The organism is Plantibacter sp. CFBP 8798 (assembly GCF_014841195.1).
GTDB lineage: Bacteria > Actinomycetota > Actinomycetes > Actinomycetales > Microbacteriaceae > Plantibacter > Plantibacter auratus.
Window position 1 is genome coordinate 117,315 of the sequence record NZ_JACYTS010000004.1, and the last position, 20,038, is coordinate 137,352.

Annotated in this window: 18 protein-coding genes; 1 reads left to right on the forward strand and 17 read right to left on the reverse strand. The window is 69.3% G+C overall.

Features of this window, described 5'->3' with window-relative positions; translation table 11 throughout:
* The first annotated feature begins 666 nt into the window (after positions 1 to 666).
* The gene (locus tag IFU30_RS18215) at positions 667 to 1,812 is read left to right on the forward strand and encodes a toll/interleukin-1 receptor domain-containing protein (protein ID WP_192006604.1); all 1,146 of its coding nucleotides are present in this window, start codon (positions 667 to 669) and stop codon (positions 1,810 to 1,812) included.
* 53 nt (positions 1,813 to 1,865) lie between these two features.
* On the opposite strand, the gene IFU30_RS18220 is transcribed toward IFU30_RS18215, so the two are convergent.
* The 17 genes from IFU30_RS18220 to truB form a co-directional block, all read right to left on the reverse strand.
* Positions 1,866 to 2,243: a DUF779 domain-containing protein gene (locus tag IFU30_RS18220; RefSeq protein WP_192006606.1), complete on the reverse strand. Its 378-nt coding sequence runs from the start codon at positions 2,241 to 2,243 to the stop codon at positions 1,866 to 1,868.
* A gap of 121 nt (positions 2,244 to 2,364) precedes the next feature.
* Entirely contained in the window at positions 2,365 to 3,888 is a 1,524-nt protein-coding gene (exaC, locus tag IFU30_RS18225) for an acetaldehyde dehydrogenase ExaC (RefSeq protein WP_192006608.1), read from the reverse strand.
* Between the two features lie 124 nt (positions 3,889 to 4,012).
* Positions 4,013 to 5,293, reverse strand: a complete 1,281-nt coding sequence (locus tag IFU30_RS18230; RefSeq protein WP_192006609.1) for a GAF domain-containing protein — start codon at positions 5,291 to 5,293, stop codon at positions 4,013 to 4,015.
* Positions 5,294 to 5,368: 75 nt separating this feature from the next.
* Positions 5,369 to 7,663 (reverse strand): heavy metal translocating P-type ATPase, encoded by a 2,295-nt coding sequence (locus tag IFU30_RS18235; RefSeq protein ID WP_192006611.1) that lies wholly within the window; start codon positions 7,661 to 7,663, stop codon positions 5,369 to 5,371.
* Positions 7,663 to 7,887, reverse strand: a complete 225-nt coding sequence (locus IFU30_RS18240) for a heavy-metal-associated domain-containing protein (protein WP_192006613.1) — start codon at positions 7,885 to 7,887, stop codon at positions 7,663 to 7,665. The genes IFU30_RS18235 and IFU30_RS18240 overlap by 1 nt, the downstream gene beginning before the upstream one ends.
* 82 nt (positions 7,888 to 7,969) lie before the next feature.
* Complete coding sequence (locus IFU30_RS18245) at positions 7,970 to 8,968, reverse strand: malate dehydrogenase (protein ID WP_192006615.1); 999 nt, start codon at positions 8,966 to 8,968, stop codon at positions 7,970 to 7,972.
* Positions 8,969 to 8,977: 9 nt separating this feature from the next.
* A complete protein-coding gene (locus IFU30_RS18250; RefSeq protein ID WP_192006617.1) occupies positions 8,978 to 10,576 on the reverse strand; it encodes an SDR family oxidoreductase in 1,599 nt (532 codons plus the stop codon).
* A gap of 90 nt (positions 10,577 to 10,666) precedes the next feature.
* Positions 10,667 to 11,527, reverse strand: coding sequence for an aldehyde dehydrogenase family protein (locus IFU30_RS18255; protein ID WP_192006619.1), 861 nt, complete (start codon positions 11,525 to 11,527; stop codon positions 10,667 to 10,669).
* Positions 11,524 to 13,020, reverse strand: coding sequence for an aldehyde dehydrogenase family protein (locus IFU30_RS18260; RefSeq protein ID WP_124769557.1), 1,497 nt, complete (start codon positions 13,018 to 13,020; stop codon positions 11,524 to 11,526). The genes IFU30_RS18255 and IFU30_RS18260 overlap by 4 nt, the downstream gene beginning before the upstream one ends.
* Before the next feature lie 6 nt (positions 13,021 to 13,026).
* Positions 13,027 to 14,049 (reverse strand): deoxyribose-phosphate aldolase, encoded by a 1,023-nt coding sequence (gene deoC, locus IFU30_RS18265; RefSeq protein WP_071262338.1) that lies wholly within the window; start codon positions 14,047 to 14,049, stop codon positions 13,027 to 13,029.
* Positions 14,046 to 15,047 carry a sugar-binding transcriptional regulator gene (locus IFU30_RS18270; RefSeq protein WP_124769558.1) on the reverse strand — a complete coding sequence of 334 codons (1,002 nt, stop codon included), beginning with the start codon at positions 15,045 to 15,047 and terminating at the stop codon, positions 14,046 to 14,048. Before IFU30_RS18270 ends, deoC begins: the two co-directional genes overlap by 4 nt.
* 145 nt (positions 15,048 to 15,192) lie before the next feature.
* A complete protein-coding gene (locus IFU30_RS18275) occupies positions 15,193 to 16,428 on the reverse strand; it encodes an MFS transporter (RefSeq protein WP_192006621.1) in 1,236 nt (411 codons plus the stop codon).
* Positions 16,425 to 17,132: a hypothetical protein gene (locus IFU30_RS18280; protein ID WP_192006623.1), complete on the reverse strand. Its 708-nt coding sequence runs from the start codon at positions 17,130 to 17,132 to the stop codon at positions 16,425 to 16,427. Before IFU30_RS18280 ends, IFU30_RS18275 begins: the two co-directional genes overlap by 4 nt.
* A gap of 101 nt (positions 17,133 to 17,233) precedes the next feature.
* The gene (locus tag IFU30_RS18285) at positions 17,234 to 18,166 is read right to left on the reverse strand and encodes a bifunctional riboflavin kinase/FAD synthetase (RefSeq protein ID WP_192006625.1); all 933 of its coding nucleotides are present in this window, start codon (positions 18,164 to 18,166) and stop codon (positions 17,234 to 17,236) included.
* Positions 18,163 to 18,582, reverse strand: coding sequence for a hypothetical protein (locus tag IFU30_RS18290; protein WP_064294503.1), 420 nt, complete (start codon positions 18,580 to 18,582; stop codon positions 18,163 to 18,165). Before IFU30_RS18290 ends, IFU30_RS18285 begins: the two co-directional genes overlap by 4 nt.
* Before the next feature lie 102 nt (positions 18,583 to 18,684).
* Complete coding sequence (locus IFU30_RS18295) at positions 18,685 to 19,053, reverse strand: hypothetical protein (RefSeq protein WP_064294504.1); 369 nt, start codon at positions 19,051 to 19,053, stop codon at positions 18,685 to 18,687.
* Entirely contained in the window at positions 19,050 to 19,985 is a 936-nt protein-coding gene (truB, locus tag IFU30_RS18300) for a tRNA pseudouridine(55) synthase TruB (RefSeq protein WP_192006627.1), read from the reverse strand. Before truB ends, IFU30_RS18295 begins: the two co-directional genes overlap by 4 nt.
* Positions 19,986 to 20,038: the final 53 nt, after the last annotated feature.

Below are 20,038 nucleotides of genomic sequence, written 5' to 3' on the forward strand. Positions count from 1 at the left end.
CAGAGCGTTGCACGAGACCGACACGGGCGCCCGACGGGCGTGTGCCCAGTCTACGCCATCGGCCGCATCGGTCGCGAGCGAGGCACGTGTGGCACGGCGCTAGACCCACGAGACGCCGGCCCCCGAAGGCCCGCCATCGTCGTCCGGACGTGTAGAGAATACAGCCCATACGTAATATACGTCGCTTGCGAACCAAGCGGGCAGTGAAATCCCTTCACGTGTGCGAAATCTGCGCTGACATCGAGGCAATGCCCGCTCACTGCACTCAGCTTGTCTCTCTATTCTGCCACAATCCGCCATTCAATTGGAGGCCAGCCGATGCTCACAATGTGGGAACTCGCCCCCTTTGAGACACCAATGCAGGTCAGTTTCGGGCCACGCAAGCGGTGCACGAGTGTTGCACGATGAACCGACTGCGTTCGTAGCGAATCCTCGACTTGCGGGTAGATCAGACCACTGCTGACAAACGATTCCCGGTAGAAATTCACCTCTACCCACCGAAGATCGCTTCACTTACCTCGCGGGCCGATCACAGATATTTTAATCCCTTTCCCGACCCATGCCCGGGATCCTGCCTCGATCAGTGGCTGCAGCGCGCAGGATCTGTAACACGACTTCGTTCGAGGTTTGTCAGCGCAACAATCCCCCTACAGATACGATGCCAGCATGACTGACGCCACCACGGTATTCTGGAGCTACGCGCACGACGACGACAAGTTCGACCGGGGACGACTCTTGTTGCTCGCTACGCACCTTCAAGAGGAATACGCGCTGCTGACCGGTGAACCACTCCGAATGTTCGTGGATCGCGATGACCTTGCCTGGGGGAACCAGTGGCGTGAGACCATCGATGGCGCACTCTCGATGAGCAGCTTCTTCATCCCAGTGCTCAGCCCACGCTACTTCAAACGACCCGAGTGTCGACGCGAACTGCTCGACTTTTATGCGCAAGCCGAAAGTCGCGGCGTATCCAAGCTCCTCTTACCGCTCAATTACGTCTCAGTGCCGGCATTCGGCCCAGAGCATTCTGATGAGCTCGTTGCTCTGACTGCTCGCACTCAGTACGTTGACTGGACCTCATTGCGGTTACAGGACCCCTCGACCACGGACTACCGACTCTCGATTAACCGACTGGCCCAACGGCTCGTGGAGCTGCAAGAAGAAGTTAGGCAGATTGAGCTAGAGGCGGAAGCTGCTGGATCGCCAGAGGAGGCGACTCCCACTGGGCTCCTCGACGCACTAGCGAAGGTCGATTCGCTCTTGCCGTCGTGGCTCGCCGCGGTGGAGAAAGATCCTATCAAAATCGCTCAGCATGAGGCCATAAACTTGGCATACCAACGGAAACGGGTCAGGGCTCGAAATCAACAGCAGCAACTCGCGTTACTCCATCGAGAAGCCACGGACTTACTTCCTATCGCTCGGGATGCGCTCGATCTGGCAACTATCTATTCAGCATCAACGATCGACTTGCACCCACATGTGACGAGCCTTTTGCGTGCCGTGCGAGTCGCCCCAGATTTTTCCGACGTGCTGGGGCCCCTTATGGAGGCAGTCTCAGAAGCGAAGCTGGCCATCGATGGGTCTGAACTTCAACCTGGCCAGATGAAGTCAGCCGACGCGTGGCGCGAGCGAGCACATCTTGGGCGAACGTTTCGAGACTTAGCAGAAACACATGAAAAATCCGAGAAACTTAGGTCGGAGGCAAATGAGATCGTACTCAGCTGGCACGACCAGCTGGTACCCCTGGCCGGCCGTTCCGCCGGGGCGCGCGAATCTGCATCCGAACAGTCAGCAACTCTCGACAGCAATTGAGGCGCCAATCCGCGAGAAAGGGCGTTTCAGGTGGAGCCTGGGCCGCGATCGTTCTAGGTGAGTCCGAACCGCTCGAGTTCGGCGTCGTCGAGCATGCGCGAGCGGATGAGGAAGCGCTGCCCCGTCGGGGCCTCGACGCTGAACCCGCTGCCGCGCCCCTGCACCACGTCGATCGTCAGGTGCGTGTACTTCCAGTACTCGAACTGGGAACGCGACATGTAGACCTCGACGGGCGCGTCGAGCCCGGGCACGTCAAGCGAGTCGAGCAGGACGTCGACCGCGCCCGTGCGGAACATCCCGACGGGGTAGCACATGGGCGAACTCCCGTCGCAGCATCCGCCGGACTGATGGAACATGAGCGGTCCGTGCAGCGCGGTCATCTCCCGCACCAGCGCGGCCGCAGCGTCGGTGACGTCGACCCGTCCGGTCATGCTGTCCTCCTTCGTCATGTCGTGTATCCGGCCCTTCCCCTCCGCCGGCCCCTGAGCCTGTCGAAGGGCGCCCTTCGACAAGCTCAGGGACCGGGTGGGGGCTCAGGGACCGGGATGTGGATCAGAAGAAGCCCATCGGCCCCTCCGCGTAGCTCACGAGCAGGTTCTTCGTCTGCTGGTAGTGGTCGAGCATCATCTTGTGGTTCTCCCGGCCGATCCCCGACTGCTTGTACCCGCCGAACGCCGCGTGCGCCGGGTACTGGTGGTAGGTGTTCGACCAGACGCGTCCCGCCTCGATCGCCCGCCCGGCCCGGTACAGCGTCGTCGCCTCACGGCTCCACACACCGGCACCGAGGCCGTAGAGGGTGTCGTTCGCGATGGAGATCGCCTCGTCGTAGTCCGCGAAGCTCGTGAGTGCGAGCACGGGCCCGAAGATCTCCTCCTGGAAGATTCGCATGTCGTTCGTCCCCTCGAAGACGGTCGGCTGGACGTAGAACCCGCCGCTCAACTCACCGCCGAGGTCGGCTCGCTCGCCGCCGATGAGCAGCTTCGCGCCGCCTTGCTTGCCGATGTCCATGTAGGAGAGGATCTTCTCGAGCTGGTCGTTCGACGCCTGGGCACCGATCATCGTGTCGGTGTCGAGCGGGTTGCCCTGCTTGATCTTGCCGATGCGGGTCAGCGCGTCGCCCACGAAGCCGTCGTAGATGGAGCGCTGGACGAGCGCCCGACTTGGGCAGGTGCAGACCTCGCCCTGGTTCAGGGCGAACATACTGAAGCCCTCCTGCGCCTTCTCGTAGTACTGGTCGTGCTCGCGCGCCACGTCTTCGAAGAACACGTTCGGGCTCTTGCCGCCGAGCTCCAGCGTCACGGGGATGAGGTTCTCGCTCGCGTACTGCATGATCAGGCGACCGGTCGTGGTCTCACCGGTGAACGCGATCTTCCGGATCCGCGGGTGGGAGGCCAGCGGGGCGCCGGCCTCGATGCCGAAGCCGTTGACGACGTTGAGCACGCCGGCCGGCAGCAGGTCCTTCACGAGGTCGACGATGAGATGGATCGACGCCGGGGTCTGCTCGGCCGGCTTCAGCACGACGCAGTTGCCTGCGGCGAGCGCCGGTGCGAGCTTCCACACCGCCATGAGGATCGGGAAGTTCCAGGGGATGATCTGCCCGACCACGCCGAGCGGTTCGTGGAAGTGGTAGGCGACCGTGTCGTGGTCGAGTTCCGAGATGCCGCCCTCCTGAGCGCGGATCGCCCCCGCGAAATAGCGGAAGTGGTCGATCGCCAAGGGGATGTCGGCGGCCAGGGTCTCGCGGACCGGCTTGCCGTTCTCCCAGCTCTCGGCGACGGCGATCTCCTCGAGGTGCTCCTCCATGCGGTCGGCGATGCGGTTGAGGATCACCGCGCGCTCGGCGACGCTCGTCTTCGACCAGGCGGGGAACGCCCTCCATCCCGCCTCGACCGCTCGGTCCACGTCGGCCGCGGTGCCTCGGGCGATCTCGGTGAACACGGCTCCGGTGACCGGGGTCTGGTTCTCGAAGTACTGCCCGTTCGCGGGCGGGACGTACTCGCCCCCGATGAAGTGGTCGTAGCGGGGGGCGTAGCTGAACACGGCACCTTCGGTACCCGGGTTGGCGTAGACGGTCATGTCACTCCTTCTCGACGACATTGTCGGTGGCGCACCGCTCAGGTGCGTGCCGTCGACGCTAGTCGGCAGGAGGTTGCAGGAGGTTGCAGGAGGTTGCGACGAGGACCGCGGACCGGATCGGCCGTCAGGACACCGAGAGCTCGGCGTCGATCGCCTCGATGCGGGCGACGAGGCCAGCACGCTTCGGTGACCGCGGCGGCAGCAGTCGGAGGCAGGCGTGCAGGACCTCGACGTCGTCGGGCGCGGCCGCCGTCCGGATGTAGTCATGCAGCAGGTCCGCCGAGGCGTCGGTCAGCATCGCCTCGCGGAGGCGCGTCGCGACCCGGTCGCGGAGGTCGACGACACCGGGGGCGGTGGAGTCCGGCAGGAGCGGGCCCGGGTACGCGGCGAGCGCGGCGCGGTGGGCGCCGCGGTCGAGGAGGGACAGCACCTGGTGGGCGTCGAGCTGGAGCGGGGTGGTGAGCCGGTACGGCCGCGAGGCCGGCACGAGTGTCGGCGCGGTCCCGCCGAGCACCTTCCGCAGCCGGACGAGCTCCGCCCGGAGGGTGACCGACGCCTCGTCCGCGTCGTAGAGCAGCCCGGCGAGCGCGTCGGCGCTGAGGCCCTGGTGGTGCCAGGCCAGCAGGGTCAGGATCTCGGCATGCCGTCGGCTGAGCTCGGTCGGGCGGCTCGCCCCGTGTCCGACCAGCAGGCCGGTGTCACGGCCGAGCGCCTGCAGGCCGGGCCGCACCGTGGTCGTCCGGCGGGGTGTGTCCGTGCGTGGGCGACCGGTGAACCGGCGGTCGGCGACCGCGCGCAGCCGCTGCACCATGATCTCGGACTCGACGGCGGCCGCGGTCGCCTCCATGAGCGGCAGCGCATGTGAGGCGACCGCCTGCGGGCCACCGGTGATGTCGATCACGCCGATGATCTGCCGGGTCTCGGGATCGTGCACCGGGACCGCCGTGCAGCTCCACGGGTGCACGAGGCGGTTGAAGTGCTCGGCCGCGTGGATCTGGATGCCGTGGTCGAGTTCGAGCGCGGTGCCCGGGGCGCTCGTCCCCACCTCCCGCTCCGACCACCCGGCACCCTCGACGAAGAGCATGCCCTCCGCCCGTCGCCGCAGATGACGGTCGCCGTCCACCCAGAGCAGTCTGCCCATGGCGTCGCCCACCGCGACGAGCATGCCGGAGTCGTCGTCCGCGTCGTTGACCAGCAGCTTGGTGATCACCGGGAGGACGCCGGCGAGCGGGTGCCCGAGCCGGTGGTCGCGCAACTCGTCCTCGTCGAAGGCGAGCTCCGGCATGAGGTTGTCCGGGTCGAGGTGACGGCCCATCGACCGTTCCCACGACTCGCGGACGAGCCGTCGGACGAGTCCGCGCTGCGCTTCGGCACGCGCCGGGGCCGCCAGCCACGGACTGGACACCTCACCACCACCCATCCACGTCGACCGGTTCTGCGGACAGTGTATCCGCCGCAGCCCACCGGTCGACGGGTAACCTCAGGCGGCGGGACGGAACCGGCGGAGGCGCAGGCTGTTGAGCACGACGAACACGCTAGAGAACGCCATCGCCGCACCCGCGATCATCGGGTTGAGGAGGCCGAGCGCGGCGAGCGGGATCGCCGCCACGTTGTAGGCGAACGCCCAGAACAGGTTGCCGCGGATGATCCCGAGCGTCCGCCGGGAGAGCCGGACGGCGTCGATCGCCGTGGCGAGGGAACCGGAGACGATGCTGAGGTCGGCTGCGCCCTTGGCCGCATCCGTACCCGTCCCCATGGCGATCCCGAGATCGGCCGTGGCGATCGCCGCTGCGTCGTTCACCCCGTCGCCGATCATGGCGACGCGGTGACCGGCCGCCTGGAGCCGTTCGACGGCGGCGACCTTGTCGGAGGGGCTCGCGTCGGCGATCACCTCGGTGATCCCGACCTCGCCCGCGACCCGCGCTGCGACGGCCGCGTTGTCGCCGGTGAGGAGTACCGGTGTCATCCCCAGGGACACGGCACGTCCGATGGCGGCGCGGGCCTCCGGCTTCACGGTGTCGGCGACCTCGACGACGCCGCGGACCTCGCCGTCCCAGGCGACGACCACCACGGTGCTCGCACGTTCCGCGGCTGCAGCCAGGGCGCTCGCCGCGTCCGGCCCGATGCGGAAGCCCTGGTCCTCCGCGAAGGCGGGACGTCCGGCCAACACGGTTCCTCCGTTGATCGTGCCGGTGACGCCGAGCCCCTCGAGGCTCGCGAAGTCCGAGACCACCGGACGAGCTGCATCGCGGCGGGTCGCTTCGGCGACGATCGCCTCGGCGATGGGGTGCTCGGAGGCCGCTTCGAGCGCCGCGCCGAGGGCGAGCACCTCATCCGTCGCACCGGACGCCCAGACCTCCGTGACGCTCATCCGCCCGGACGTGACCGTCCCTGTCTTGTCGAGCAGGATGCGGTCGATGCCGCTCGCCCGCTCGAGCGCCTCCGGTCCGGCGATGAGGATACCGAGCTGCGCGCCACGCCCCGTCCCGACGAGGAGGGCCACCGGGGTCGCGAGCCCCAGCGCACACGGGCAGGCGATGATGAGGACGGCGACCGCGGCGGTGAACGCCGCCTCCAAGGTCGAGCCGGTGAGCGCCCACACGATGGCGGTGCCGAGGGCGATCACCAGGACGACCGGGACGAACACGCTCGAGACGCGGTCGGCGAGCCGTTGGACCCGGCTCTTCCCGAGCTGCGCCGCCTCGACCGCTTGCGCCATGCGCGCCAGCTGCGTCTCGGCGCCGACGGCCGTCGCCCGCACGACGAGACTGCCGCCGCGCGCGATCGTGCCACCGATGACCCTCGAGCCGGCTACGAGCTCGACCGGGACGGACTCCCCCGTGACGAGACTCTCGTCGACACTCGCCGCCCCCTCGACGACGATTCCATCGGTGGCGACGGACTCACCGGGACGCACGAGGAAGTGGTCTCCGACGAGCAGCTGCTCGATCGGGATCCGTTCCTCGGTCCGGGTGGGCGCCATGAGGTCAGCGGGGTCCGCCGCACGGTGCCGGAGCACGGAGACCTCGGAGGCGCCCAGCGTCATGAGGTCCCGGAGCGCCTCGCCTGCCGCACGCTTCGACCGCTGCTCGATGAGACGGCCGGCGAGCAGGAAGACGGTCACGCCGGCGGCCATCTCGAGGTACAGCGCGCTCGACGGGTCGGCGTCGGGTGCGAAGAAGGTGAACTCGTGCCGCATGCCCGTCATCCCGGCCATGCCGAAGAAGAGCGCCCAGACGGACCACAGGTACGCGGCCCCCGTCCCGAGCGTGATGAGGGTGTCCATCGTCACCGAGCCGTGCCGCAGCGTCGCGAACGTCGCCCGGTGGAACGGGTACCCACCCCAGAAGACGACCGGCGTCGCGAGCGTGAGGGAGAGCCACTGCCAGTGGTCGAACTGCCAAGCGGGGATCATCGCGAGCAGCACGACGGGCAGCGCCAGCACCGCGCTGACGAGGAGGCGGGTGCGCAGCGTCGTCACGGTCGCCGAGGGGTCGGACGTCGTTCCCGAGGTCGGAGTCTGCTCCCGGTCCGCCGCGGCGCGTTCGTCAGCGGGCGGACGCACCGTCGCCGTGTAGCCGGCCTTCGCGACGGCCGCGACCAGCTCGTCCGCGGTGACGGAGGAGGGCGCGGTCACCGTCGCCCGTTCGGTCGCGAGGTTGACCTGCGCCTCGACACCGTCGAGCGCGGTCAGCCGCTTCTCGACGCGTGCCACGCAGCTCGCGCAGGTCATGCCCTCGATGTCGAGGTCGAGCTGGATGAGTGGCGCGCTCATCAGCGACGACCCACGAGGGTGTAGCCGGCCTCCTGGACGCCGGCACCGATGGCCACCTCGTCGGCCGACGAGGCGCCCGAGACCGTGACCGTCCCCGCGTCGAGATCCACGGCGACCCCGTCGACGCCGGAGAGCGCGAAGAGCTCGGTCGTGACGGCGGACACGCAGTGCGCGCAGGTCATGCCGTCGACCCGGTAGGTGGTGGTTGCGGTGGTTTCGGACATGCGTCCTCCTCAGTGGATCGGAGCCCTAACTATACCCCCAGGGGGTACCCCTTGCAACCGTCCGCGGGACGCGATCGCCGGGTCAGCCGAGCAGGTCGAGCGCCCGCACCGCCGCCCGCTCCTCCTCGAGTTCCGCCACGGAGGCGTCGATGCGCCGCTGCCAGACGGGCGCGATGTCGAGCCCCTCGACGACCTCCCAGCGTCCGTCGACCGAGCGGGCCGGGAACGAACTCACGAGCCCCTCCGGCACGCCGTACCAGCCCTCCGAGGGGAGCGCCACGGACGTCCAGCGCTCCGGCCGACCCGGGGTCGCCGTGCCGTTCACCCAGTCATGCACGTGATCGATGGCGGCGGCAGCGGCCGAGGCGGCGGACGACGAGCCCCGGACCGCGATGATCTCCGCACCGCGCTTCGCCACCCGTGGGATGAACTCGTCGGCGATCCACTCCTCGTCGACGAGTTCGAGGGCCGGACGACCACCGACCGTCGCGTGGGAGAGGTCCGGCACCTGGGTCGCCGAGTGATTGCCCCAGATCACGACGCCGTCGATCTCGGACACGGCTGCGCCGGTCTTGGCGGCCAACTGCGCGACGGCGCGGTTGTGGTCGAGTCGGGTCAGGGCGGTGAACCGTTCGGCCGGCACCCCGGCGGCGGCCGACTGCGCGATGAGTGCGTTCGTGTTGGCCGGGTTGCCGACCACCAGGACGCGCACGTCGTCGGCCGCACCGGCTCCGATCGCCGCGCCCTGCGGTGCGAAGATCCCGCCGTTGGCCGCGAGGAGGTCGGCTCGTTCCATGCCCGGACCACGTGGACGGGCACCGACGAGCAGGGCGACGTCCACCCCGTCGAAGGCGCGCGACATCTCGGTCGTCGCCTCCACCCCGGCCAGGAGCGGGAACGCGCAGTCCTGCAGTTCCAAGGCCGTCCCCTCGGCCGCTCCGAGACCCTGCGGGATCTCGAGCAGGCGCAGGACGACGGGCCGGTCCGGCCCCAGCAGCTGACCTGACGCGATGCGCAAGAGCAGGGAGTAGCCGATCTGGCCTCCGGCTCCGGTGACGGTGACGACGGTGGGTTCGCTCATACGCCCACGCTACTCCGCGGCCTCCGGGGTGGGTCGTGAGGCCTGCAGGTCCGCCTCGGCGGAGTCGACCGCCTCGTGCTCCTCCGGGGACACCGGCCCCACCCGGCTCTTCCGTTGGGCCGAGGACTCGGACGGCAGCGCGACGGCCGCCTCCGTGATGCGGTTCGCCATCCCGTTGAAGATGATCCCGTGGAACGGCAGGATCGCGAACCAGTAGAGGCGTCCGCCGAGCCCCTTCGGGAAGAAGACGGCGCGCTGCCGGTAGACCGAGCCGTCCCCGACCGGGGTCGCGCTCATCTCCAGCCACGCGAGACCGGGCACGCGCATCTCGGCGCGCAGGCGAAGCATCCGACCCCGTTCGAGGTACTCCACGCGCCAGAAGTCGAGGGCGTCCCCGACGCTCAGGTGCTGCGGATCGTCGCGACCACGTCGCAACCCGACACCACCGACGAGCTTGTCCATCCAGCCACGGATCGCCCACGCCAACGGGAAGGAGTACCACCCGTTCTCGCCGCCGATGGACTCGATCACCGAGAAGAGCCGGTCGGCGCCCGCGGAGGTCTTCCGTTCCTTGAGATCGATGTAGACGGTGTGCCCGGCCCAGTCGGGGTCGCTCGGCAGCGGGTCGCTCGGCGCGCCGTCCACGGTCGCGTTCCGCCAGGAGGTCTCGACCTCACCGTCGCGCATGCGCTGCAGCGCGAGGCGCACCGCGCGTCGGTACCCCGTCAGACCGCCCTCCGGCGGCGGGATGACCGCGTCGATGTCGTGGTCGCCCATGACGCAGTCGACGAGCAGCGACTCGATGATCGGCGACGCGAGCCGGCGCGGGATCGGGGTCACGAGGTTCACCCACTGCGAGGCCAACCACGGGGTGAGGACCGGGAGCGGCGCGATCGGGCGCTGCGGGAGGCCGGCCTCGACCGCATAGCCGTTCATCATCTGTCCGTACCGGAGGACGTCGGGGCCGCCGATGTCGAAGGCCCGGTTCACGTCGCGGTCGACCTCGGCGCTCGCCAGCAGGTAGTGCAGGACGTCACGGACCGCGATCGGCTGGATGAAGTTCCGGACCCAGCGCGGCGCCGGCATGTACGGCAGGATGTCCGTCAGATGGCGGATCATCTCGAAGGAGGTCGATCCCGAACCGATGACCACGCCGGCCTGCAGGACGATCGTCGGAACGCCCGAGGCGAGCAGGATCCGCCCGACCTCGGTGCGAGACCGCAGGTGCTTCGACAGCTCGACGCCCTCGGGGTGCAGGCCACCGAGGTAGACGATGCGCGACACCCCTGCCGCGGCAGCGCCGGCGGCCACGTGCTCCGCGGCGTCGAGCTCCGTCTGCTCGAAGTCGCCCTTGCCACCCATGGAGTGCACGAGGTAGTAGACGACGTCGACGTCCACGCAGGCCGATGCGACCTGAGCCGCGTCACCGAGATCACCCTCGACGACCTCCACCTGATCGTGCCAGGGCACGTCGGTGAGCTTCTGCGGCGAGCGCACGAGCACCCGGACCGTGTATCCGGCCTCCAGCAGCCGCGGCACGAGCCGCCCGCCGATGTAGCCGGTGGCACCCGTGACGAGCACGCGCTTCGGAGTCGATGATTCGGTCATGGGTGCAACGTTACGACCCGTCGACGACAGCGGCGCCCGGCTGTACAGCCGGGCGCCGCTGTGCAAGCACCACGCGGGTGCCACGAGTCGCTACAAGAGCGCCTTCGTGTGCCAGACGGTCTTCACCTCGGTGAACGCGGTGATCCGGTCGAGACTCGCGAGGACCGAGCCCCGGGAACCGTTCGGGCGGACCACCCGTTTGAGCGTCTCGGCCGCGAGGACCTCGAGCTCGATCCAGTCGAGCTCGCCGGCGCCGGCGAGGTCGATCGCGTTGACGTCGGCGTGCGATGCGAGCCACGGAGCCATCTCAGCCGGCGATCCGGTCAGCACGTTCACGACGCCGCCGGGGACGTCACTCGTGGCGAGCACCTCGGCGAGGCTGATCGACGAGAGCGGCAGGCGCTCGCTCGCGATCACGACGACCGTGTTCCCCGCGACCAGCGCTGGAGCGACGACGCTCACGAATCCGAGGAGCGACGAGTCCTGCGGCGCGATGAGCGCGACGACGCCCGTCGGCTCCGGAACCGAGAGGTTGAAGTACGGACCGGAGACGGGGTTCGCTCCCCCGACCACCTGGACGTACTTGTCCGCCCAGCCCGCGTACCAGACCCAGAGGTCGATGGCCTCGTCGACCTGTGCTGCGGCCTTCGCCTGCGGGACGCCTTCAGCCTGGACGATCTCCTCGATGAACTGCGCCCGCCGACCCTCGAGCAGCTCGGCGATGCGGTACAGCACCTGCCCGCGGTTGTAGGCGGTGGCACCCGACCACCCGGCCAGCGCCGATCGTGCGGCGACCACCGCGTCGCGGGCATCCTTCCGCGAGGCGAGCGATGCGTTCGCGAGGAACTCCCCCTTGGCGTTCGTCACCTCGTACGTCCTTCCGGATTCGCTGCGTGGGAACTTGCCGCCGATGGCGAGCTTGTAGGTCTTCGGGATGGTGAGCCGGCTCATCGCTGGGCTCCCTTCTTGGCAGCCTTGGGAGCTGCGGTGGGGGCGGACACTGCGGAACCGGCCGGCGCGAGGTAGGCGCCGAGCCCGTGGCGACCACCCTCGCGGCCGTACCCCGACTCCTGGTACCCGCCGAACGGGCTGGCTGGATCGAACCGGTTGAAGGTGTTCGCCCAGATGACGCCGGCGCGGAGCTTGTCCGCGACCGCGAGGATCCGGCTGCCCTTGTCGCTCCAGATCCCGGCCGACAGTCCGTACGGGGTGTTGTTCGCCTTCGCGATGGCCTCCGCGGGCGTCCGGAAGGACATGACCGAGAGGACCGGCCCGAAGATCTCCTCGCGGGCGATCCGGTGGCTGGTGGACACGTTCGTGAAGATCGTCGGCGCGAACCAGAACCCGTTCTCGGGCAACTCGCAGTCCGGGCTCCACCGTTCGGCGCCTTCGAGCTCGCCGATGTCCGAGAGCTCGCGGATACGGGCGAGCTGCTCGGCCGAGTTGATCGCGCCGACGTCCGTGTTCTTGTCGAGCGGGTCGCCGACGCGCAGCGTCTGCAGACGGCTCTTCAAGCGGTCGACGACCTCGTCGTGGATGCTCTCCTGGACGAGGAGCCGGGATCCGGCGCAGCAGACGTGACCCTGGTTGAAGAAGATGCCGTTGACGATGCCTTCGATGGCCTGGTCGATCGGTGCGTCGTCGAACACGATGTTCGCGGCCTTGCCACCGAGCTCGAGCGTCAGGCGCTTGTCGCTGCCGGCGATGGTCTTCGCGATCTCGCGCCCGACGGCGGTCGACCCGGTGAAGGCGACCTTGTTGACGTCGGGGTGGCGCACGATCGCCGCCCCCGTCGCTCCGGCACCCGTGACGATGTTCACGACACCGGCCGGCAGCTCGGCCTGCTGGAGGATCTCAGCGAAGATGAGTGCCGTGAGCGGCGTGGTCTCGGCCGGCTTGATGACGACCGTGTTGCCTGCGGCGAGCGCCGGTGCGACCTTCCACGCGAGCATGAGGAGCGGGAAGTTCCACGGGATGACCTGCCCGGCCACGCCGAGGGCACGGGGGTTCGCGCCGAGGCCCGCGTAGTCGAGCTTGTCGGCCCAACCGGCGTAGTAGAAGAACCAGGCGGCGACGAGCGGGACGTCGACGTCGCGGGACTCCTTGATCGGCTTGCCGTTGTCGAGGCTCTCCGCCACGGCGAGCTCGCGGGCGCGCTCCTGGACGAGGCGCGCGATCCGGAACAGGTACTTGCCGCGGTCGGCGCCCGACAGCTTCGACCAGACGCGGTCGTAGGCACGCCGCGCGGCGGTGACGGCGCGATCGACGTCGGCGTCACTCGCCGCGGAGATCGTCGCGATCGACTGCTCGGTGCTCGGCGAGATCGTCTGGAAGGTCCCACCCGTGCCCTCGGTGAACTCCCCGTCGATGAAGAGGCCGTACTCGGAACGGAGGTGGAGGACGGAGGTGGACTCCGGGGCTGGTGCGTATTCGAGGAAGCTCATGATGTCCTAGTCGATGGTGACGTAGTCGGGGCCGGAGTAGTGGCCGGTGGTGAGTTTCTGACGCTGCAGGAGCACGTCGTTGAGGAGGCTCGAGGCACCGAAGCGGAACAGGTGCGGCTGGAGCCACTCCTCGCCGACCGTCTCCGCGACGGTCACGAGGTACTTGATCGCGTCCTTCGAGGAACGGATGCCGCCGGCGGGCTTCACACCGATCTGCTCACCGGTGAGGCGGTGCCAGTCGCGGACGACCTCGAGCATGAGGAGGGTCACCGGGAGGGTCGCGGCGGGCGCGACCTTGCCGGTGGACGTCTTGATGAAGTCGCCGCCCGCGAGGATGGCGAGCCAGGAGGCGCGCTTCACGTTGTCGTAGGTGTTCAGCTCGCCGGTCTCGAGGATGACCTTGAGGTGCGCCGAGGTGCCGTCGCTCCGACGGCAGGCCTCCTTGACCGCGACGATCTCGTCGAAGACCTGGCCGTACCGGCCGGAGAGGAACGCACCCCGATCGATGACCATGTCGATCTCGTCCGCTCCGGCGTCGACGGCGTCGGCCGTGTCCGCCAGCTTGACCGCGAGGGAGGCGCGTCCGCTCGGGAAGGCCGTCGCGACCGCCGCGACGTTGATCCCGCCGGCGTCGTGTGCCGCACCAGGCTGCGTGTGCGCCGCGCCGAGCGCCTCGACGGCGTACGGCACCATGTCGCCGTAGACGCAGACCGCGGCGACGCGCGGTGTGGACGGATCGCCGGCGTCCGGGGTGATGGCCTTGGCCACGAGGGAGCGCACCTTCCCGGGGGTGTCGGCACCCTCGAGGGTGGTGAGGTCGATGAGTTCGATGATGCGGTCGAGGGCCCAGGCCTTCGACGTCGTCTTGATCGAGCGAGTGCCGAGGTCCGCTGCGCGCTGTTCGAGCCCGACGGCGTCGACGCCCGCGAGGCCGTCGAGGTAGCGTCTGAGGCTGGCGTCGGTGACGGGGCCGTCGACGAGTTCGAGCGCCGTCGGCTTGGCCACGAGGTCGCCTGGTGGAGTGGTCATGGTGCGTTCCTTCCGAGCAGATCCTGCTCCGGGGTGTGCTGCTTGGCGGATGATGGTTCGTGGTCGGCGAGCAGTGCGGTCGCGGTCGCCTCGTCGGTGACGAGCACGGTGCAGAGGCCGCTGCTGACGACGGCTCTCGCGACGGCGTGCTTCTGCGCTCCGGCGATGACCGCGATGCTGCGACCGGCGCGTCGGAGCGCTTCGAGTCCGAGCCCGACCGTGCGCTCATCGAGTGTGGGGTCGACGATCATGCCCTCGGCGTCGATGTAGCGCCCCACGACGTCCCCGACGGCACCGCGTGCGACCAGGACGTCGACGTCCGCGGCCGTGAGGTACCCGCTGTGGACGAGGGCGGAGTCGGGCCCGGCCACGCCGGCACCGTAGAGGTAGGTGTCGGCCGCTGCGGCCGTGCGGAGCACCTCCGCGACGGTGCGGTCAGACTCGATGCTCAGCTTCGTCTCCAGGCGCTCGAAGATCGCCGGGCTCGGGAGCAGGGTGACGTCGCCACGGCCCTTCTCGGCGATCCGTGCAGCCGTGGCGGCCGCGGTGCCGACGCGCTGGTTGAGGCTCACGCCGCCGTTGATCTGCACGACGGAGAGTCCCGTCGCCCAGCCGTCGGACAGGTGGTCGGCGATGTCACGCAGCGTCCTCCCCCAGCTCACGCCGAGCGTCCGCGGCACCGGTCGCATGGCACCGAGGTAGTCGGCCGCCGCGCGAGCGACGCGTTCGTGGAGGTCGGCACTGTCGCTCGGGCTCGGCACGACGACCGCGTCCACGAGTCCGAAGCGCTCGCGGAGCGCCCGTTCGAGTGGGAGGCGACGTGCGCGCGGGTGCACGATCTCGATGCGGATGTAGCCGAGTTCGCGGGCTTGGGCGAGAAGCCGACCGACCTTCCACCGCGTGATGCCGAGCAGCGCGCCGATCTCGTCCTGGGTCTTCGTCTCGTCGTAGTACAGCTCCGCGGCGCGCACCGCGAGCAGCTCGTCGCTTTCGATCACCTCGGGCCTCCTCCGGATCGTCTCCAGCCTAGGACGCCGTCACTACCCGGACAACGCCTGTTGGTACCCACGCTCAGATGAGCAGAGGCCGGTGCGCGGATGCGCATCGTCGCCGGGGATCCGTCCGGAGGTCGAAACAGACCGGTCAGCGATCGCGCGCCACCAGATCGGCTTCGATCGTCGTCGGCCGGCCGGTGATTCGGCCGGCGATGGCGCACAGCGCGCCCGTGGCCAGCAGGAGCAGCAGCGGGACGGTCCACGATCCGGTCACGGCGTGCAGCAGGCTCACGACCAGGGGGCCGAGTGCGCCGAGGGTGTAGCCGACGCTCTGCACGAAGCCGCTCAGGGCGACCGCGCCCTCGTGGGTCGCCGTCCGCAGGTTGATGAGCACGAGGGCGAGCGGGAACAGCAGCGGGCCGAGCCCGGCCAGCAGCACCCACAGCCACGTGAGCGTCGCCGGCCACAGGAGCAGCCCGAGATAGCCGAGCACGAAGCACGCGCTCGCGACGTAGACGAGGACGGCGACGTTCCGCAGCCTCGCGACGAGCATCGGGACGATCAGGCTCGCCGGGACACCCATCGCGGAGAAGAGCGAGAGCAGCAGGCCACCCTGGGCCGGGGTGACGCCGGCGACGTCACCGACGATGGTCGGGAGCCAGGTGAACATCGCGTAGGCGTTCAGCGACGAGGTGGCGAACACCGCCGCGATGGCCCACGCGATCGGCGAGCGGTGGACGAGGACGCGACCGGCGCGGGGCACCTCCTCGATCTCGGGGTCCGTCGCGGCGGCGGCCCGGGCGTCTCGACGCTCCCGGACGATGAGCGTGATCCAGGGCAGCACGGCGAGCATGGCGACGATGGACCACACCCCGAGCGACACCTGCCACCCCGCCGCATCGGCGACCGGTACGGCGATCAGCGGCGGGATGAACGTGCTGACCGACAGGACCGTCGCATAGAGGGAGGTGACGAGGCCGACGCGGTCGGGGAAGTACTTCTTGACCAGCGGTGGGAGCACGACGTTGCCGATGCCGATCCCGGCGAAGCAGAGCGCACTCCCGATCGCGAGGACGGCGAAGTCGGGGGCGAGCGAGCGCATGAGGTGCCCGGCCACGATCGACCCGAGTGCGATGAGCAGCACCGGCTCGAGGTGCAGCCGACGCACGAGTCGCGGGGTGAAGACGCCGAAGAGGGCGAAGCACAGTGGCGGCAGCATCCCGAGGAGCCCCAGCCCGACCGACCCCACGCCGATGTCGCCGTCGATCTCGGCGAAGATCGGCGACAGCGAGGTGACGGCCGTGCGGAGGTTCGCCGCGACCAGCACGATACCGACGAGCGCGAGGGCCCTCCCCCGCCACAGGGGCGGGGTTTCGGGAGTCACGCGCCCCAGTTCGGGGACGGCGCCACCACACGCTCGATCGGTGCGGCGTCCGAACCGATGACGCCGACCGCCCAGGACCGGGATTCGACTCCCGGCTCGTCGACCACCGGCGGGATGGGTGTGACGTCGGCTCGGATGAACACCTCTGGCGTACCGTCAGGCAGGGTGTAGCGCTGGACATCCTCCGGTGCGGCTCCCTCGGCACCCGAGACCTCCGCAGCCACGGCTTCGGTGTCGTCGCCCACAGCGTAGCCACCGACCACCTCGATCCGGACACCCGACTCCTCGGCGGACTCGACGAACACGACCGTCGCAGGGGTGTACGGCTCGCTCTGCTCGACCTCGCGATCGACGACGGCCAGGCCACCCCAGGTGTAGCGGGTGCCGGGTGCCGTCTCGTTCCCAGCGGGATCGGCCGAGACGACGGGGTCTGCGCCGAACGCGGCCGTGAGGGCTGCAACGAGCGATGCGGCGGGGTCGAAGTAGCGCGCAGAGGCGATCAGCGTGTCGTCCTCCGCGACGACCTCCACGGTCTCCGCGCCGATGACGACGCGCGAGGCCACCGGCGCGGGTGCCGCCGTGGGTGTGGACGATGTTGCGGTCGTCGTCGGGCTGGCACTCGGCGCAGCCGCTTGCGGCGCACAGCCGACCAGGAGCAGGAGACCCGCGATGAGCGCAGGCAGGACACGAAGACGTGAGTGCATGGTTGGATTCCCCCGGGTGATGTGGCCCGAACGGGCGTTCACCAGCCTATCGATCGGCACGTCCATGCGAGTCGGAGACACCCCGAGACGCGGCGCGTCGGCTAGGACAGCATCCGGCGCGCGCGCTCGACGTCGTCGGTCATCTGCACGATGAGCGGCTCGATCCCGGTGAACGCGACCATGCCGCGGATGCGCTCGACGAACTGCACCTCGACCTCGTCGTCGTAGAGGTCGAGATCGGTCTCGTCGAGGACGTAGGCCTCGACCTGTTTCTGCGGGACGCCGTCGAAGGTCGGGTTGTTCCCGACCGAGATCGCCGCCGGATACCGGCGTCCTCGCCAGAACAGCCAACCCGCGTACACGCCGTCCGCGGGGATGAGGCCCTGCGAATCGGGAGACAGGTTGGCGGTCGGGAAGCCGAGTTCCCGGCCACGCTTGGCACCGTGGACGACGACGCCCCGCACGCCGGGCGGACGACCGAGGAGTCGCGACGCCTCGCGGACGTCACCCTCCTCGAGGAGTTCGCGGATCCAGGTGGACGACACCCGACGCCCGCCGCCGGGACGGACGTCGTCGACGACGCGCACGGAGAAGCCGTAGACCTCACCGAACGACTTGAGCGTGGCGACCGTTCCGAGGCCGCGATGGCCGAAACGGAAGTCCTCGCCGACGAGCACCGTCCTGGCGTGCAATGCTCCGACGAGGATCGAGGTGACGAACTCCTCCGGCGTGAGCTGGGCCAGTGTCTGGTCGAAGCGCAGCAGCAGGGCCGCGTCGACCCCGGCGTCCGCCAGGAGACCGAGCTTCTGCTCGTTGCTCACGAGCGACGCCGGGCAGCGGTCGGGGTTGATGAGACTCAGCGGGTTGCGGTCGAAGGTGACGGCGACGGAGCTGAGACCGGCTGCCGCGGCTTCCTCGAGGAGCGCGGCGACGACCGCGCGGTGACCCGTGTGGACGCCGTCGAACTTGCCGATGGTGACGGCCGACGGTCCGAACGCGTCGGGGACCTGGTCGAGCTCGGTGAACGTGATCATTTGCCGGTACGCCGATGTCCGGCCAACCACCACAGTCCGAGGACCGGGAGGACGAGCGGGATGTAGACATAACCGCGGCCGAAGCCGGACCAGACCGTGTCGTGGGGGAACAGCTCGGGATCGAGCAGGCTCAGCAAGCCGACGATCAGGACCCCGGCGAGCTCGAAGGAGATCGTGGCCCAGGCGATCCGCCGCCAGACGGCGCCTGGAGCGACGAGCGAGACGGTCGCCAGGATGTACACCACCGCGGCGACGGCCGAGAGCAGATAGGCCAGTGGCGCCTCGTCGAACTTGGTCGTGATCTGCACCACGGACCGGCCGGTGGCGGCGAGCGCCAGGATGCCGTAGACGGCGACGAGCACGACCCCGACACCACGGACGCGTGGGCGGGCTGGAGCGGTGGTGGGGAGAGGCATGACCCGACGATTCTATGCGACGCAGGCCCTCGCCCAGACACTTCGCGACGGTCACACGAGCTGCGGTGCCGTCGTCCTCAACCGCCGTCGGTGCGCCGACGGTCAGCCGAGCTGGACGGTCCAGATCTGCTCCATGCGGTAGAGCATCACCGCGATCGCGAGACAGACGACGCCGAGGACGACCGTCGACCATCGGGTGCGCTCGACGAGCGCCCAGAACCCGCCGGCGATCGGCAGGATCATCGCGGAGACGAGGTAGGTGTAGAACTCGGGCACACTCCCCGTGGCGGTGTTCCCGAACGCGGGCGCGGCGATCGCCACCACCAGTTGCGCGATGAGGAGGACCTCGACGAGTGCCGTCGCCCCCATCGTCAGGTCGTTCGGCGCGCGCCCGGCGAACCCGAGCACGATGCAGAGGAGCCCGGCCACGACCGCGACCGCGATCTGGGCGAGGGTGAACCACTCGATCATGCCGATTCCTCCGCCGGGAAGTTCACGACCGACTTGAGCGAACCGCCACGGCGCTCGACGAGCCCCACCAGTCGGCCCTCCGGTGCGACGGCGGCGATCGGACCGGTGTGGCCGGCCGGCAGCTCGCGTTCGAGCCGCTTCCCGTGGCCGAGGTCGACCGCCTCCTGCTCCGTGAGCTCGAGGGCACCGAACAGGCGCTTCGCGACGTCGGCCGGGTGCAACAGCGCCGTCTCAACGTCGAGGTCGTCGATCGTCGACGCGTCTGTGACGTCGAAGGGTCCGATCCGGGTCCGGCGAAGCGCGGTGAGATGGCCGCCGACGCCGAGGGAAGCCCCCAGGTCGCGGGCGAGGGCACGGATGTAGGTGCCGGAGGAGCAGACGACCCGGACGTCGACGTCGACGGCCGCACCATCCCGACGGATGGCCAGCACGTCGAACGCACTGACGGTGACCGCACGGGACTTCAGCTCCACCTCGATCCCCTCGCGGGCCAGGGCGTAGGCGCGCTTCCCGCCCACCTTGATGGCGCTCACCGTGCTCGGCACCTGCTCGATGTCGCCCGTCAGCGGACGGATCGCGGCGATGATCGCGTCGTCGTCCACGGCAGCCACCGCGGCCTGGTCGGCGCGCTCGGTGACCTCACCTTCGGCGTCGTCGGTGGAGGTCGCCGCGCCGAGGCGGATGGTCGCCGTGTATTCCTTGTCGAGACCGACGATGAACGTCAGTAGTCGGGTCGACGAGCGCGTGCCCAACACGAGCAGCCCGGTGGCCATGGGATCGAGCGTTCCCGCATGCCCCACCTTGCGCGTGCCGGCGAGCCGTCGCACCCGGGCGACCGCGTCGTGGGAGGTGTGACCCTGCGGTTTGTCGATGAGGAGGATACCGGGACGGGCGGACGCCGACCCGGGTGCTGCTGTGCTGTTCTCGACCACCTTGCAACGGTACCAGCGGCGGTCGGCACCGCCGGGCGGCCGGAGCACACCTG

Bases quoted from the DNA above. Each gene is read 5' to 3' on its own strand.
- deoC (WP_071262338.1), bottom strand. From the start codon at position 14,049: ATGACCACTCCACCAGGCGACCTCGTGGCCAAGCCGACGGCGCTCGAA.
- IFU30_RS18240 (WP_192006613.1), bottom strand. From the start codon at position 7,887: ATGTCCGAAACCACCGCAACCACCACCTACCGGGTCGACGGCATGACC.
- IFU30_RS18295 (WP_064294504.1), bottom strand. From the start codon at position 19,053: ATGATCGAGTGGTTCACCCTCGCCCAGATCGCGGTCGCGGTCGTGGCC.
- IFU30_RS18220 (WP_192006606.1), bottom strand. From the start codon at position 2,243: ATGACCGGACGGGTCGACGTCACCGACGCTGCGGCCGCGCTGGTGCGG.
- IFU30_RS18250 (WP_192006617.1), bottom strand. From the start codon at position 10,576: ATGACCGAATCATCGACTCCGAAGCGCGTGCTCGTCACGGGTGCCACC.
- IFU30_RS18245 (WP_192006615.1), bottom strand. From the start codon at position 8,968: ATGAGCGAACCCACCGTCGTCACCGTCACCGGAGCCGGAGGCCAGATC.
- IFU30_RS18215 (WP_192006604.1), top strand. From the start codon at position 667: ATGACTGACGCCACCACGGTATTCTGGAGCTACGCGCACGACGACGAC.
- IFU30_RS18280 (WP_192006623.1), bottom strand. From the start codon at position 17,132: ATGCACTCACGTCTTCGTGTCCTGCCTGCGCTCATCGCGGGTCTCCTG.
- IFU30_RS18260 (WP_124769557.1), bottom strand. From the start codon at position 13,020: ATGAGCTTCCTCGAATACGCACCAGCCCCGGAGTCCACCTCCGTCCTC.
- IFU30_RS18235 (WP_192006611.1), bottom strand. From the start codon at position 7,663: ATGAGCGCGCCACTCATCCAGCTCGACCTCGACATCGAGGGCATGACC.
- IFU30_RS18290 (WP_064294503.1), bottom strand. From the start codon at position 18,582: ATGCCTCTCCCCACCACCGCTCCAGCCCGCCCACGCGTCCGTGGTGTC.
- exaC (WP_192006608.1), bottom strand. From the start codon at position 3,888: ATGACCGTCTACGCCAACCCGGGTACCGAAGGTGCCGTGTTCAGCTAC.
- IFU30_RS18255 (WP_192006619.1), bottom strand. From the start codon at position 11,527: ATGAGCCGGCTCACCATCCCGAAGACCTACAAGCTCGCCATCGGCGGC.
- IFU30_RS18285 (WP_192006625.1), bottom strand. From the start codon at position 18,166: ATGATCACGTTCACCGAGCTCGACCAGGTCCCCGACGCGTTCGGACCG.